14 protein-coding genes are annotated in these 12,913 nt (G+C 74.9%); 5 read left to right on the top strand and 9 right to left on the bottom strand.

Features of this window, described 5'->3' with window-relative positions; translation table 11 throughout:
- Window positions 1-84: 84 nt before the first annotated feature.
- A complete protein-coding gene (locus tag ACGFIG_RS08550) occupies window positions 85-2,244 on the bottom strand; it encodes a heavy metal translocating P-type ATPase (protein WP_393000574.1) in 2,160 nt (719 codons plus the stop codon).
- Between the two features lie 150 nt (window positions 2,245-2,394).
- Window positions 2,395-2,802: a four-helix bundle copper-binding protein gene (locus tag ACGFIG_RS08555; protein WP_393000576.1), complete on the bottom strand. Its 408-nt coding sequence runs from the start codon at window positions 2,800-2,802 to the stop codon at window positions 2,395-2,397.
- Between the two features lie 196 nt (window positions 2,803-2,998).
- Between ACGFIG_RS08555 and ACGFIG_RS08560 the strand changes: the two genes are divergently transcribed.
- The 3 genes from ACGFIG_RS08560 (at window position 2,999) to ACGFIG_RS08570 (ending at window position 5,361) form a co-directional block, all read left to right on the top strand.
- A complete protein-coding gene (locus ACGFIG_RS08560) occupies window positions 2,999-3,466 on the top strand; it encodes an ATP-binding protein (RefSeq protein WP_393000578.1) in 468 nt (155 codons plus the stop codon).
- Between the two features lie 105 nt (window positions 3,467-3,571).
- Window positions 3,572-4,405: an MEDS domain-containing protein gene (locus ACGFIG_RS08565; protein ID WP_393000580.1), complete on the top strand. Its 834-nt coding sequence runs from the start codon at window positions 3,572-3,574 to the stop codon at window positions 4,403-4,405.
- Entirely contained in the window at window positions 4,402-5,361 is a 960-nt protein-coding gene (locus tag ACGFIG_RS08570; protein ID WP_393000582.1) for an anti-sigma factor RsbA family regulatory protein, read from the top strand. Before ACGFIG_RS08565 ends, ACGFIG_RS08570 begins: the two co-directional genes overlap by 4 nt.
- On the opposite strand, the gene ACGFIG_RS08575 is transcribed toward ACGFIG_RS08570, so the two are convergent.
- Window positions 5,321-6,184, bottom strand: a complete 864-nt coding sequence (locus tag ACGFIG_RS08575; protein ID WP_393000584.1) for a cytochrome c oxidase assembly protein — start codon at window positions 6,182-6,184, stop codon at window positions 5,321-5,323. The two genes, ACGFIG_RS08570 and ACGFIG_RS08575, sit on opposite strands and share 41 nt — an antisense overlap.
- On the bottom strand, window positions 6,181-6,660 hold the full coding sequence (locus ACGFIG_RS08580; protein WP_393000586.1) for a DUF2243 domain-containing protein: 480 nt from the start codon (window positions 6,658-6,660) through the stop codon (window positions 6,181-6,183). Before ACGFIG_RS08580 ends, ACGFIG_RS08575 begins: the two co-directional genes overlap by 4 nt.
- 209 nt (window positions 6,661-6,869) lie before the next feature.
- On the opposite strand from ACGFIG_RS08580, the gene ACGFIG_RS08585 reads away from it, so the two are divergent.
- On the top strand, window positions 6,870-8,102 hold the full coding sequence (locus ACGFIG_RS08585; RefSeq protein WP_393000588.1) for a DUF2786 domain-containing protein: 1,233 nt from the start codon (window positions 6,870-6,872) through the stop codon (window positions 8,100-8,102).
- A 97-nt stretch (window positions 8,103-8,199) separates the two neighbouring features.
- Here ACGFIG_RS08585 and ACGFIG_RS08590 read toward each other — a convergent pair whose 3' ends face one another.
- From ACGFIG_RS08590 to ACGFIG_RS08610, 5 genes are all read right to left on the bottom strand, one after another.
- Window positions 8,200-8,364 carry a hypothetical protein gene (locus ACGFIG_RS08590; RefSeq protein WP_393000590.1) on the bottom strand — a complete coding sequence of 55 codons (165 nt, stop codon included), beginning with the start codon at window positions 8,362-8,364 and terminating at the stop codon, window positions 8,200-8,202.
- 174 nt (window positions 8,365-8,538) lie between these two features.
- Window positions 8,539-8,712: a CsbD family protein gene (locus tag ACGFIG_RS08595; protein WP_393000592.1), complete on the bottom strand. Its 174-nt coding sequence runs from the start codon at window positions 8,710-8,712 to the stop codon at window positions 8,539-8,541.
- Window positions 8,713-8,849: 137 nt separating this feature from the next.
- Window positions 8,850-11,105: a heavy metal translocating P-type ATPase gene (locus ACGFIG_RS08600; RefSeq protein ID WP_393000594.1), complete on the bottom strand. Its 2,256-nt coding sequence runs from the start codon at window positions 11,103-11,105 to the stop codon at window positions 8,850-8,852.
- Window positions 11,106-11,115: 10 nt separating this feature from the next.
- Window positions 11,116-12,114 carry a hypothetical protein gene (locus ACGFIG_RS08605; RefSeq protein WP_393000596.1) on the bottom strand — a complete coding sequence of 333 codons (999 nt, stop codon included), beginning with the start codon at window positions 12,112-12,114 and terminating at the stop codon, window positions 11,116-11,118.
- A 29-nt stretch (window positions 12,115-12,143) separates the two neighbouring features.
- A complete protein-coding gene (locus tag ACGFIG_RS08610) occupies window positions 12,144-12,353 on the bottom strand; it encodes a heavy-metal-associated domain-containing protein (RefSeq protein ID WP_393000598.1) in 210 nt (69 codons plus the stop codon).
- A 150-nt stretch (window positions 12,354-12,503) separates the two neighbouring features.
- Here ACGFIG_RS08610 and ACGFIG_RS08615 point away from each other — a divergent pair, with 150 nt between their 5' ends.
- Complete coding sequence (locus ACGFIG_RS08615; RefSeq protein WP_393000600.1) at window positions 12,504-12,806, top strand: metal-sensitive transcriptional regulator; 303 nt, start codon at window positions 12,504-12,506, stop codon at window positions 12,804-12,806.
- The last annotated feature ends 107 nt before the right edge of the window (window positions 12,807-12,913 follow it).

The following is a 12,913-nucleotide window of genomic DNA, read 5'->3' on the forward strand; positions in this document are numbered from 1 at the left end:
CGGTGAAGGGCGCGGTCGACCCGCCGCCTCAGCCCTCGGCGGGGCGCAGGCGTACGCGGCGCAGCAGGTTGAGGTCGAGCCGCCTCAGCCCCCGGCGGGGCGCAGGCGTACGCGGCGCAGCAGTTGGGCGTTCAGGGCCACCACGATCGTCGAGGCGGACATCAGGATCGCGCCGACCGCCGGGCTGAGCGTCACCCCGGCCCAGGCCAGTACGCCTGCGGCCAGCGGGAGGGCGACGACGTTGTAGCCGGCCGCCCAGGCCAGGTTCTGGATCATCTTTCGGTACGAGGCACGGGACAGCCGGATCACGCCGGTGACGCCGCGCGGGTCGGACGAGGCCAGCACCACCCCGGCGGACTCGATCGCCACGTCGGTGCCGGCGCCGATGGCGATGCCCACGTCGGCGCGGGCCAGGGCGGGGGCGTCGTTCACCCCGTCGCCGACCATCGCCACCCGCAGCCCCCGCCGTTGCAGGTCGGCCACGGCGTCGTCCTTGTCGGCGGGCAACACCTCGGCGAAGACCTCGTCGACGCCGGGACGGAAACCGAGGTCGGCGGCGACCGCCTCGGCGACCGGACGGGCGTCCCCGGTGATCATCACGATCTTGCCGACGCCCTGCTCCCGCAGCTCGGCGATCGCCTCCCTGGCCTCGGGGCGGACCTGGTCCTCCAGCGCGAGTGCGCCGAGCACGGTGGCCGCGTCGCCGTCGAGGCGCAGCACGTGCAGCACCGCCGCGCCCCGGCGCGACCAGTCGTCCTGCCGGCCGGCCAGGTCGTCCGGCACCTCGGCGCGCAGCTCGCGGAGCAGGGCGGGGCCCCCGACGGCGTACGCCGTGCCGTCGACCTCGGCGCGGACGCCGCGCCCGGTCAGCGAGCGGAACCCCGTCGCCCGCCGGGCCACGCCACGCTCGGCGCCGGCGGCCACGATGGCCCGGGCCAGCGGATGCTCGCTGTCCGCCTCCACCGCCGCGGCCAGGGCGAGCACCTCGTCCTCGCTGCCGTTCCCCGTGGCCGCCACCCCCGACACCACGTGCTCGCCCCGGGTCAGGGTGCCGGTCTTGTCGAACAGCACCGCGTCGACCGTGCGCATCCGTTCCAGCGCCAACCGGTCCTTGACCAGGATCCCGCCCCTGGCCGCCACCGCTGTCGACAGCGCGATCACCAACGGAATGGCCAGGCCCAGCGCGTGCGGGCAGGCGATCACGAGCACGGTGACCGTACGCACCACGGCCCCGCCGAGGTCGCCGAGCACCGCCCAGGTCACCAGGGTCGCCAGGGCCACCACGGTCGCGACGTAGAACAGCCACGCGGCGAAGCGGTCGGCGAGCACCTGCGCGCGACCGCTGGACTGCTGGGCCTGGGCCACGAGGCGTTGGATGCCGGCCAGCGCGGTGTCCTCGCCGACCGCCTCGACGCGCACCCGGACCGCCGCGTCGGTGGCCACCGTGCCGGCGACCACCCGGTCCCCGACGCCTCGTGGGACCGGTCGCGACTCGCCGGTGACCATGGACTCGTCCAGCTCGGCGCCGCCCTCGGTGATCCGCCCGTCGGCCGGCACCCGCGCGCCGGGGCGGACCAGCACCAGGTCGTCGACCCGCAGGTCCCCCACCGACACCCGCTCGACCCCGCCGTCCGCCGTCACCCGTTCGGCGTCGTCGGGCAGCAGCGCCGCCAGGGCGGACAGCGCGCCCTGCGCCTGGCCGATGGCCTTCATCTCCTGCCAGTGGCCGAGCAGCATGATCGTGACCAGGGCCGCCAGCTCCCACCAGAAGTCCAGGTCGAAGGCGCCGAGCGCGGTCGCCGCCGAGGCGACGTAGGCCACCGTGATGGCCATCGCGATCAGCAGCATCATGCCGGGCGCCCGGTCGCGCACCTCCCGCACCGCGCCGACGAGGAACGGCCAGCCGCCGTAGAGGAAGACGACCGTGCCGAGGACCGGGCCCACCCACGCGACGCCCGGGAACTCCAGCCGGTAGCCGAACCAGTCCATCACCATGTCGCTGGTCAGCACGATCGGCACGGTCAGCGCCAGGCTCAGCCAGAACTTGCGGCGGAACATCTCCGGGTCGTGCCCGGCGTGCTTGTCGTGCCCGCCGTGACCGTCGCCGCCGTGCGCGTGGCCGCCGCCGTGCTCGTCGTGGCCGTCGTCGCCGTGCGCGTGGCCGTCGCCGCCGTGCGCGTGCGGGGCCGGGTCCGTCGTGGTGCGGGGCGGATGGTCGTCGTGGTGGTGCGTCCCGTGGGGCATCTGCGCCTCCTCCCGACCCACCTTACATACCCCCACCGGGTATATGTCACCGATCGGCCCGGGGACATGAGCACGACGGTGCCGGCACCCCCACGCGGGATGCCGGCACCGTCGGCGCGCGGCCGGCCCGTCCGGACCGGCCCGGACGGGTCAGCTCATGGTGGCGAGCAGGTCACGGCAGGCCCGCTCGCACGCGCGGCAGGCGTCGGCGCAGACCCGGCAGTGCTCGTGCATCCCCGCGTGGCCGGCGCACTCGTCCCCGCAGGACTTGCAGGCGGTGGCGCACGCCTCCAGCAGGCTGCGGCTGAGGTTGGCGTCGTAGCCGGTGTGCCGGGACAGCACCCGGGCGGTCGTGGTGCAGACGTCCGCACAGTCCAGGTTCGTCCGTACGCACTTGGTCAGCTCCGCGACCATGTCCTCGCTCAGGCAGGCGTCGGCGCAGGCGGTGCAGGCCTGGGCACAGGTGTTCAGCGCGTCGATGACGGCCGCCAGCTTGGCCCGGTCCAGGTTGATCGACTTCGGGTACGTCTCGAGCATCGGCATCGTGGTGCTTGGCACGGCGTTCTCCTCTCGGTCACCACATGCACTACCCGCGACCGTCGCCTGGCATGCGGTAACCGGCGTGCCGGTCCCGTCCGGCGCCGTACGACCGGTACGCCGCTGCCGTTCGGCAGTGCCCCGGGGCACCCACGACCCGGTGCGCTGACCGATGCGCCCAAGCGTGAGCCGGCCGGAGATCGGGTAGAACGAGACCATGGGCCAGCTGAGCAGTTCCCCACCCCCGCCGCAGGCCGTTGAGCTGCGCCGGTGGACCTTGTCGGAGCCGGCCGACCTGCACGCCCTGCGGGCCTCCCTGCACGAGGAACTGACCGGCGACGTGCTCGGTGAGGGCGAGGCCCTGGCGGAGGTGCCCGAGCTCGTCGCGCTGATCGCGACGGAGCTGGCCACGAACGCCCTGCGTCACGGGATCCCGCCGACCATCGTCCGGCTGCTCGCCACCGACGACCACCTGATCCTCGATGTCGCCGACCACGACCTGAGTTCCCTGCCGGAGTTCGCGGAGGCCGGGCCGGAGGCCGAGCCGGAGGGCGACGGCGGGCGCGGCCTGCAACTGGCCCGCGCCCTCTCCCTCGACGTCGGCTGGTACGCCACGGACACCACCAAGAACATCTGGGCGTCCTTCCCCCGCACCGAACGGCTCAGCGGAACACGGGACGCCTGACCGGGCACCGACCGGGCGGAAAGCCGCCAACGGCATCCACCGGCAGCTCGTGAGCCGGGTGCGCGTTCCGAGGCGGCCTACACTGGTTGCCGTGAGGGACTCAGCATGACCAGCAGCGAACGGCGGACCCCGCCGGGCAGTCATCTCTGCTGGTCGTACGACGACCCGGAGTCCCTCGCCGAGCAGGCGGAACGGCACCTCGCCGCCAGCCTCACCGCCGGCGAACGCTTCTGGTACGTCACGCCGCGCCCCTCGGACCTGGTGGCCGAGCGGCTGCGCGCCCTGCCGAGCTTCACCGAGGCCGTACGCCGGGGCGCCGCCGCCGTGGTCCCCCTGGTCTCGACGTATTCGCCCGACCGCGTGGTCGACCCGGCGACGCAGGTCGCCGCCTACGCGGCAGCCACGGACGAGGCGCTGGCAGCGGGCCACACCGGGCTGCGCGTGGTGGCGGAGGCCACCGAGCTGGTACGCACGCCGGCCCAGTTGGACGTCTTCACCCGCTACGAGCACCTCATCGACCGCTACATGCGCACCCGGCCGTTCAGGGCCACGTGCGCCTACCACCGGCCGAAGCTGGGCGACCGGGCGGTCACCGAGCTGGCCTGCATGCATCCGCGGAGCAACGTCGAGGACCTGCTCTTCCGGTTGTACGCCGTGCCGCCCGTCGACGGGCACGCGGCGCTCGCCGGCGAGCTGGACATGTCGAACCACGAGCTGTTCCGCATGGCCCTGGACCGCGCCGACCTGCGGCCCGTCGACGGTGAACTGGTGCTGTCGGCGGCCGACCTGCGCTTCGTCGACCACCGCGCCCTGGCCCACCTGGCCGAGTACGCGCGGCTCCGCGACGCGACCGCCGTGCTGCGCACGTCCCGTTCCGCCACGGCCCGCCTGGTCGACCTGCTGCGCCTGCCCGCGATCCGGGTGGAGGTCACGCCATGAGGACGGGCGCGGCCGCTCAGCACCACGGCTACTACCACGAGGCCGTCCGCTACGGCTCCGACGACGAGTTGCTCGCGGTGGTGCTGCCGTTCCTGCTCGGCGGCGTCGACGCGGGCGAGCCGACCTTCGTCGCGCTGGGCACACGCACCGGCGGGCTGGTACGCGCGGCGCTGCCGGCCGGCTGTCCGGTCGAGTTCCTGCCCGGCGGCAACCTCTACGCCCGGCCCGCCGCCGCCATCCGCTTCTACCGCGAACTCCTCGCCCAGCAGGTGGCCGCCGGCGCCGGGCAGATCCGGATCATCGGCGAGGTGCCCCCGGCCGACTTCGGCGCGACCTGGGACTGGTGGGCCCGCTACGAGTCGGCGATCAACCACGCGTACGACGACTTTCCGCTGTGGAGCATGTGCGCGTACGACACCCGGACCACACCGCCGGAGGTGCTGGCTGACGTGGCCCGTACGCACCCCCGGTTCGCCACCGCCGACGGGCGGCACGTGCCGAGCCCGACCTGGACGCCGCCGAGGGACTTCCTGCGGCAGGAACTCCCGGTCGTGCCCGACCCGCTCCAGGCGCAGCCGCCGGCCGTCGAGCTGACCGACCCGACGGCGGCCGAGGCGCGCACCGCCGTCTACAAGGCCGACCGGGGCCAGTTGCCGGTCGACGACGTGGAGGATCTGGTCGTCTCGGTCAGCGAGATCGTCACCAACGCGTTGCGTCACGGCAGGCCGCCGGTCCGGCTGCGCGTCTGGTCGGGCGACGACCGCATCGTGGCGACGGTCAGCGACGGCGGCGACGGGCCCAGCGACCCCTTCTGCGGGCTGCTCCCCGCGTCCGGCGACGCGCCGGGTGGGCTCGGGCTGTGGATCACCTACCAGTCGTGCAACCACGTCACCTGGCAACGCGACGCCGACGGCTTCACGCTGCGGCTGACGGCCGGGAACGCGTACGCCGGCTGACCGCGACGGGCTCGCGGCCCGGAGCGGCCGGACGGGCGTCGGCGGAGCGCCCCGGCCGGCGTGGCCGGCCCCGGCGGTACCAGGCAGCGAAGAAGGCGGTGGCGAGCAGCAGTTCGGCGACGTCGCCGCCGTAGTACATGAGCCGGGCCGCCGCGCGCAGCGCCTCGACGTCCCGGTCGGGCAGCCCCGGCGGCAGGGTGGCGGCGTGCGCGTAGAGGTACTTGGCCAGCACGGCGTGCCCGGCCCCCGCGGCGAGCAGCGCGCCGGCCCGCACCGCCGGGCGCGGCCGGCGCGGCGCCGGGTCCGGGCCGGCCACCGACCAGGCGAGCAGGTAGCCGGCGGCGACGTAGTGCACGTGCAGCGCGTGGTGCAGCACCGGGTTCCGCTCGGCCGCCGCGTAGAGCGGCGTGAGCAGCACCAGCGCCAGCCCACCGGTGCTGAGCAGCGCCGCCGTCAGCGGATGGGCGAGCAGGTGCACCGGCCTGGCACGCAGGAACCGGCCCACCCGGCGGCCGACCGGCGGCGGCACGACCCGCAGCAGCAGGGTCACCGGAGCGCCGAGGGCCAGCGCGAGCGGCGCGACCATACCGAGCAGCAGGTGCTGCGCCATGTGCGCGCGGGGGTCGCCGGGACCGGCCGCCAGCGGGCCGAGAGCGACCGCGAGCACCCCGCAGCCGGCCAGCCAGGCCGCCGTCCGTCGGCGACGCCAGCCGCGCCGGTCCCGCGACACGGCGAGCAGGTAGCCGACGGCGAGCGACGCGACCGCCGCGAGCGGCAGCGGGTCCGGCCCGGCGGCGGCACCGGCGTGTGCGAGCGCCGTCACGGCACGTCGCGGCCGTGGCGGGAGCGCACCCGCCAGGTCACCCACACGCCGAGCAGCAACAGCACCACCGCCGCCACGTTCCACACCACGTCGTACGGGAGCAGGTGCACCCCGTAGCGGATCTGGTGCAGCCGCAGCACCTTGTGGTCGACGATGCCGTCGAAGAGCTGGAACGCCCCCGCGCCGAGCAGGAACCCGCCCCAGGCGGCCCGGGGCAGCAGGACGCCCCGGCGGCGCAGGTCGGCGTACCAGAAGAAGCCACCCACCAGGGCGATCAGCTCGGCCGAGTGCAGCAACCCGTCGGAGAGCAGCCCGACAGGGAGGGTGGAGCGGTCGTAGAAGTGGTGCCAGCCGAGGAGCTGGTGGAAGACGATCTCGTCGACGGCCGCCATCACGGCCACGCCGATGACCGCGGCGGCGAGGACAGACCGGCGGAGATCGGGCGCGGGGGAGCCGCTGACCGGCACATCCGCCATCTCGTCACCTCGCATCGCTCGCGTCCTCTTCGCACTACCCGGGGGCGGCCGGAGCATGCGGAAGTCGTCGTGACGGGACGCTCGTGCCGGGCCGTTCCGGTGGCACCGGTCACGACCGGCGGACGGCCGGACGGCCCGCAGGTACCTTCGGCGGGCGGGCGACGATCGTCTCCCGGCGCGGGAAACGCAGACCCCGGGAGGACACGGCCGTGCCGGACGCCGAGGAACTGGTCAGCGACGCGCTCGCGGCGGCGCGCGGCACCGACGTACGCCTGGCGGAGCGGCAGCTGGACCGGCTGATGATCGGGACGGGTGCCGCGGACGGCGCGGCGGCGGTGGACGCCGCGCTCCTGGGCCGCCTGGCTCGGGCTGTCGGGCGCCTGGCGCGGCACGGCTGGCAGCCGGTGGACCTCAGCCGGCTCGCCGCCCGCCGGCTCGACCCTCGGGCGGCGGGGCTGGTCACCGACGCGCTCGCCGCGCACCGCCGTGACCTGGCCGGGCCGGTGCCGCCGTGGTGGGACGACCAGCTGCGCGACCTCGGCGCCCGGGTGTGGTGGGATGCCGACGAGGGCCACCTGACCGCCTGGTCGACCCGCGTCGGGTCCGACCGGTTCACGGCGCTGCGGGCGGCGGTCGACGCGTTGGCCCTGGTCGAGGGGCTCCCGCCGATCGCCGTGCTGCGCCCGCCGCCCGGCGCGCCGTCGACGGGGACCGCGCGTGGCGGCTCGGGGTCCCGGATGCTCGACCGGGTACGGGCGCTGCTGGCCAAGGCGGAGTCGACCACCTACCCGGCCGAGGCGGAGGCGTTGACCGGCAAGGCCCAGGAGTTGATCGCCCGGCACAGCCTCGACCAGGTGCTGCTGGCCGGTGCCGCCGAGCCCGCCGACCGCCCCGGCGGGATCCGTCTCGGCACCGAACCCCCGTACGCGGGCGCGAAGGCACTGCTGGCGCAGGAGGTGGCGGCGGCGAACCGCTGCGAGGCGGTCTGGTCCGACGACCTCGGGTTCACCACCGTGCTGGGCTGGCCGGCCGACCTGGAGGCGGTCGAGCTGCTCTACACCTCGCTGTTGGTGCAGGCCACCGCCGCGATGCTGCGCGGCCGGAGCGAACGGCAGGCCAGGGGTGCCGGCCGGCGCACCCGGGACTACGACGAGTCCTTCCTGAACGCGTTCGCGCTGCGGATCGGCGAGCGGCTGCGGGCCGCCACCGACGCGGCCGACCGGGAGGCGACGGCGCAGGCCGGGCCGGAGCGGCTGCTTCCGGTGCTCGCCACCCGCGCCGAGGCGGTACGCGAACACGTCGACACGCTCTTCCCGGGGGTCACCCGGGGGCGGCTCACCATCCGTGACGCCGAGGGCTGGTCGTCCGGCACCTCGGCTGCCGACCGCGCCGCGCTCGGCACCGGTCCCGCCCCGAAGCGCCAGGTACGCGGCCGGCGCTGAGGCTCCTGAGCTGGAGGCCGGCGGGTCCGGCACCGATGATGACGTGCCTCCCGTCGGTGATCACGCGCCTCCCGTCGGGCGGCTTGCCGTCGCGTGGCTACCGGGACGGGCTCGGGGCGGTGCTCGCCGGGGCCGTCGGGGTCGGCGGGGTCAGGTGCGTCTGGGCGGCCTTCTCCTGCGCGCTCTCCTGGCAGCCCATGGCCAGCACCCCGATGGCCACCGCAGCGGCGGCACGGCGCGCGTACACGACGGATCGGGACACGGAACCTTCCGTTCGGAGTCACGGCCGTCCCTGTCGACGGCCCGGGTTCGACCGGCGCCGGGGCGGCGGCACGTCGTCCTGCCAACGAGCGGTGGGGTTGTCGGGACACGTCGGCCGGTGAGCCTTCCGCCGGGTCGGTGCGAGCCGACCCGGCGGGTTGTCCGCGTACGCGGATCAGCTCTTGAAGGCGTCCTTGATCTTCTCGCCGGCCTGCTTCAGCTTGGCGCTCGCCTGGTCGTTGCGGCCTTCGGCCTCGAGCCGCTCGTTGTCGGTGGCCCGGCCGGCGCCTTCCTTCAGCTTGCCGGCCGCGTCCTCGGCCGTGTTATTGATCTTGTCGTCGAAACCCATCTCAGCCTCCCGATTGGCGGTGCCGGTACGCCCCCGATGTACCCCGTCCGGCCGCCGCCCAACCGTCCCGGTGACTGAGCGTCAGCGATCCACCGGCCGCCCGCCCCCGGGAAGGCGGGCGGCTTGGTGTGGACGGCTCAGGCGACCGGGCGGAAGCCGCGCAGCCGGAGGCTGTTGGCGACCACGAAGACCGAGGAGAAGGCCATCGCCGCGCCGGCGATCATCGGGTTCAGCAGGCCGGCGGCGGCCAGCGGCAGGGCCGCCACGTTGTAGGCGAAGGCCCAGAACAGGTTGCCCTTGATGATGCCGAGGGTGCGCCGGGCGAGCCGGATCGCGTCCACGGCCGCCGTCAGGTCGCCCCGCACCAGGGTCAGGTCGGACGCCTCGATCGCGACGTCCGTGCCGGTGCCCATGGCCAGACCGAGGTCGGCCTGGGCCAGCGCGGCGGCGTCGTTGACCCCGTCACCGACCATCGCCACCGTCCGCCCCTCGCCCTGGAGCCGCCGTACGACGTCGACCTTGTCGGCGGGCAGCACCTCGGCGACGACCTCGTCGATGCCCAGTTCGCCTGCCACCGCGCGGGCGACGGTGGTGTTGTCGCCGGTCAGCAGCACCGGCGTCAGGCCGAGCGCGCGCAGTTGGGCGACCGCCGCCCGACTCGTCGGCCGGACCACGTCGGCCACCGCGAGGACCCCCCGGGCCCGGCCGTCCCAGCCGGCCAGCACCGCCGTGCGTCCCTCGGCCTCCGCCGCGTCCGCCGCCCGTGCCACCTCGTCCGGTACGTCGAGACCGTGCTCGCGCAGCAGCCGGGGTCGGCCGATCAGCACCTCCCGGCCCTCGACCGTCCCGCTCACCCCGAGCCCCTCGGAGTTGACGAAGGCGGTCACCGGCGGCAGCGTGCCCGCCTCGGCCGCCCCGGTGGCGATGGCCCGGGCGATGGGATGCTCGGACGCGGACTCCAGCGCCCCGGCGAGCCGGAGCAGCTCCGCGCGGTCCTCGCCGGCCGCCGGGACCACGTCCACCAGGGTCATCCGACCGGTGGTGACGGTGCCGGTCTTGTCCAGCACGACGGTGTCCACCTGCCTCGTGGACTCCAGCACCTCCGGCCCCTTGATCAGGACGCCGAGCTGCGCGCCCCGACCGGTGCCGACCAGCAGGGCGGTCGGCGTGGCCAGCCCGAGGGCGCACGGGCAGGCGATGATCAGCACCGCCACGGCGGCGGTGAACGCGGCGGTGGTGCCCGACCCGCTGCCGAGCCACCAGCCGAGGGTGCCCACCGCGAGAGCGATCACGATCGGCACGAAGACGCCGGAGACGCGGTCGGCCAACCGTTGCACCGCCGCCTTCCCGCTCTGCGCCTGCTCGACCAGCCGGGCCATCTGGGCCAGTTGGGTGTCGCCGCCGATCCGGGTCGCGGTGACCACCAGCCGGCCGCCCGCGTTGACGGTCGCGCCGACCACGGCCTCGCCCGGCCCGACCTCCACCGGTACGGACTCGCCGGTGAGCATGCTGGCGTCGACCGCCGACGTGCCCTCGTGGACCACGCCGTCCGTGGCGATCTTCTCGCCGGGCCGGACCACGAACCGGTCCCCCACGGCGAGCTGGTCCACCGGGATCCGGGTCTCCGTGCCGCCGCGCAGCACCGCGACGTCCTTGGCGCCCATCTCGAGCAGGGCGCGCAGGGCCGCGCCGGCGGTCCGCTTCGCCCGCGCCTCGAAGTAGCGGCCGGCGAGGATGAAGACGGTCACCCCGGCCGCCGCCTCCAGGTAGATGTTGCCGGCGCCGTCGGTGCGGTCGATGGCGAGGGTGAACGGGTGGGTCATCCCGGGCGTCCCGGCGGTGCCGAGGAAGAGCGCCCAGACCGACCAGCCGAACGCGGCCAGGGTGCCGAGCGAGACGAGGGTGTCCATGGTCGCGGCGCCGTGCCGCAGGTTGATCCAGGCCGCCCGGTGGAAGGGCAGACCGCCGTAGACCACCACCGGGGCGGCCAGGGTCAGCGACAGCCACTGCCAGAAGTCGAACTGCCAGGCGGGCACCATCGCGAGCGCGATCACCGGCACGGTCAGCACGGCCGAGACCCACAGGCGGGTACGCAGGCCGCGCAACTCGTCCACCGGCTCGGCGGCCGGTGCGTCCCCGGCGGACCGGGGCGGGGGCGGCAGGGCGGCGGTGTAGCCGGTCTTCTCCACCGTGGCGATCAGGTCGTCCGGGGTGACCTCGTCGGCGTACCGGACGGTGGCCTTCTCGGTGGCGTAGTTGACGGTGGCGGTCACCCCGTCCATGCGGTTGAGCTTCTTCTCGATCCGGGCGGCGCAGGAGGCGCAGGTCATCCCGCCGATCGCCAGCTCGATCATGTTCGGCGCGTACGGCAGGGGCTTGCTGCTGGTCGTCATCACGGTCCCGTCAGTCGTGCCCGTGACCGGGGACGCCGTGGCTGGCGTCGGCGGTCGGGGAGCTCGTGGCGGCGGGGGTGCCCGCCGCCGGGGCGCTCGTCGCGGCCGGGACACCCGGCGCGGTCGGGCTGCCGGCGACGACGGTGAACTCGGCGGTACGCACGACGCCGGCGTGCTTGAAGTCCAGGTAGAGCCGGTAGGCGCCGGCCGACGGCACCTCGGCGGAGAAGCTCACCTCGGGGCCCGGCCGCGTCCGCCCGTCACCCGGCTCGCCGTTCGGGTGCACGTGCAGGTACGCCAGGTCGCCCTGGCGCAGCGCCACCAGGTGGCCGTACGCGCCCAGGTAGGGCTCCAGGTCGGTGACCGGTGCGCCGTCGCGGCTCACGGTCAGGGTCAGCTCGGCGGTGCGGCCGGGCTGCGGGGCACCCGCGAGCGTGACGGTGTAGCCGTCGACCGTGGTGCTGGTCGCCGGCGCGGGCAGGGGCCGCTCGGTCAGCGCGCCGGGGAGGGTCACGTCGACGCCGAGGGTCAGCGCCTCACCCCCGGTCGGGGTGAAGTCGGCGAACGCCCGCCAGACGCCGGGCCCGGCGAGCGGCGAGTCGACCCGCCAGGTGCCGTCCGGCGCCATCTCCGGGTGCACGTGCCGGAAGCCGGAGAGGTCGCGGCGGGCCACGATCAGGTGCATGCGCTTGTCGTGCGCCACGTCGTACGCGGTCACCGCCCGGCCGTCGGGACCGGTGACCTGGAAGGCGAACTGCCCGCCCGGGGCGTCCACCGGACGCAGGGTGTATCCGCGGTCGGAGACCAACAGCCCGCCGGGCAGGTGCGCCGCCGCGCCGTTGTCGCCCCCGTGCCCGCCTCCGCCGTCGTCGCCGTGCCCCCCGCCGGCCTCGTGCGGGGCCTCGGTGGGCGGCGTCACGGGGTCGGCCACCTGACCGACCCCGTACGTCGCGCCGAACACCACCGCGAGGCCGAGGGCGAAGCCGCTCAGCTTCGTCGCCGTGTTCATGGTGCGCCTCGTCTCCCCCGTGCCCGCCGTCAGGCGCCGACGAGGTCGTAGCCGGCCTCGTCGACGGCGGAGCGCACGGTGTCGGTTTCCAACGGGCCCTCGCTGGTGACGGTGACCCGACCGGCCGCGACGTCGACCTGGACGTCGCTGACGCCCTGGATCGCGCCGACCTCCTTGCTGACCGCGGAGGCGCAGTGCCCGCAGGTCATGCCCTGCACCTGGTACGTGGTGGTGATCATCGGACTCTCCTCTCGACGCCTCCAGCCTATACCCCCAGGGGGTAGTGCGGAGGCGAACCACGCCTACTGCCGATTACCGGTACCCGGTGGGGGTATCCCGGACACGAAGGACCGTACCATACCCCCGAGGGGTACGTTATCCTCGACGTCATGACCACACCGACGCCCACCCCGACCAGGGGATACACCGCCACCAAGGACCAGCTGCTCGCGCGGCTGCGTCGCGTCGAGGGGCAGGTCCGCGGCATCGAGAAGATGGTCGACGACGACCGCTACTGCATCGACGTGCTCACCCAGATCTCCGCCATCCAGGCCGCCCTGGACAAGGTCGCGCTCGGCCTGCTCGACGGGCACGCGCGGCACTGCATGCACGAGGGCGCGGCCGAGGGCCGGGCCGAGGAGATGGCCACCGAGATGATGGCCGCCGTCGGCCGCCTGATGAAGCGCGGCTGAGCCGCCGGCAGCTCCTTCCGCCGTCGGCGCACCGGGTCCGCACGCCGGTCTCCTCCCGGCAGGCTGCGCGCCCGTGGCGCCCCGGCGCCCCCGATGGGAGACGCCGG

Origin of the sequence: Micromonospora sp. NPDC049048 (assembly GCF_043197615.1) — a bacterium.
In the GTDB taxonomy this organism is placed as follows: domain Bacteria; phylum Actinomycetota; class Actinomycetes; order Mycobacteriales; family Micromonosporaceae; genus Micromonospora.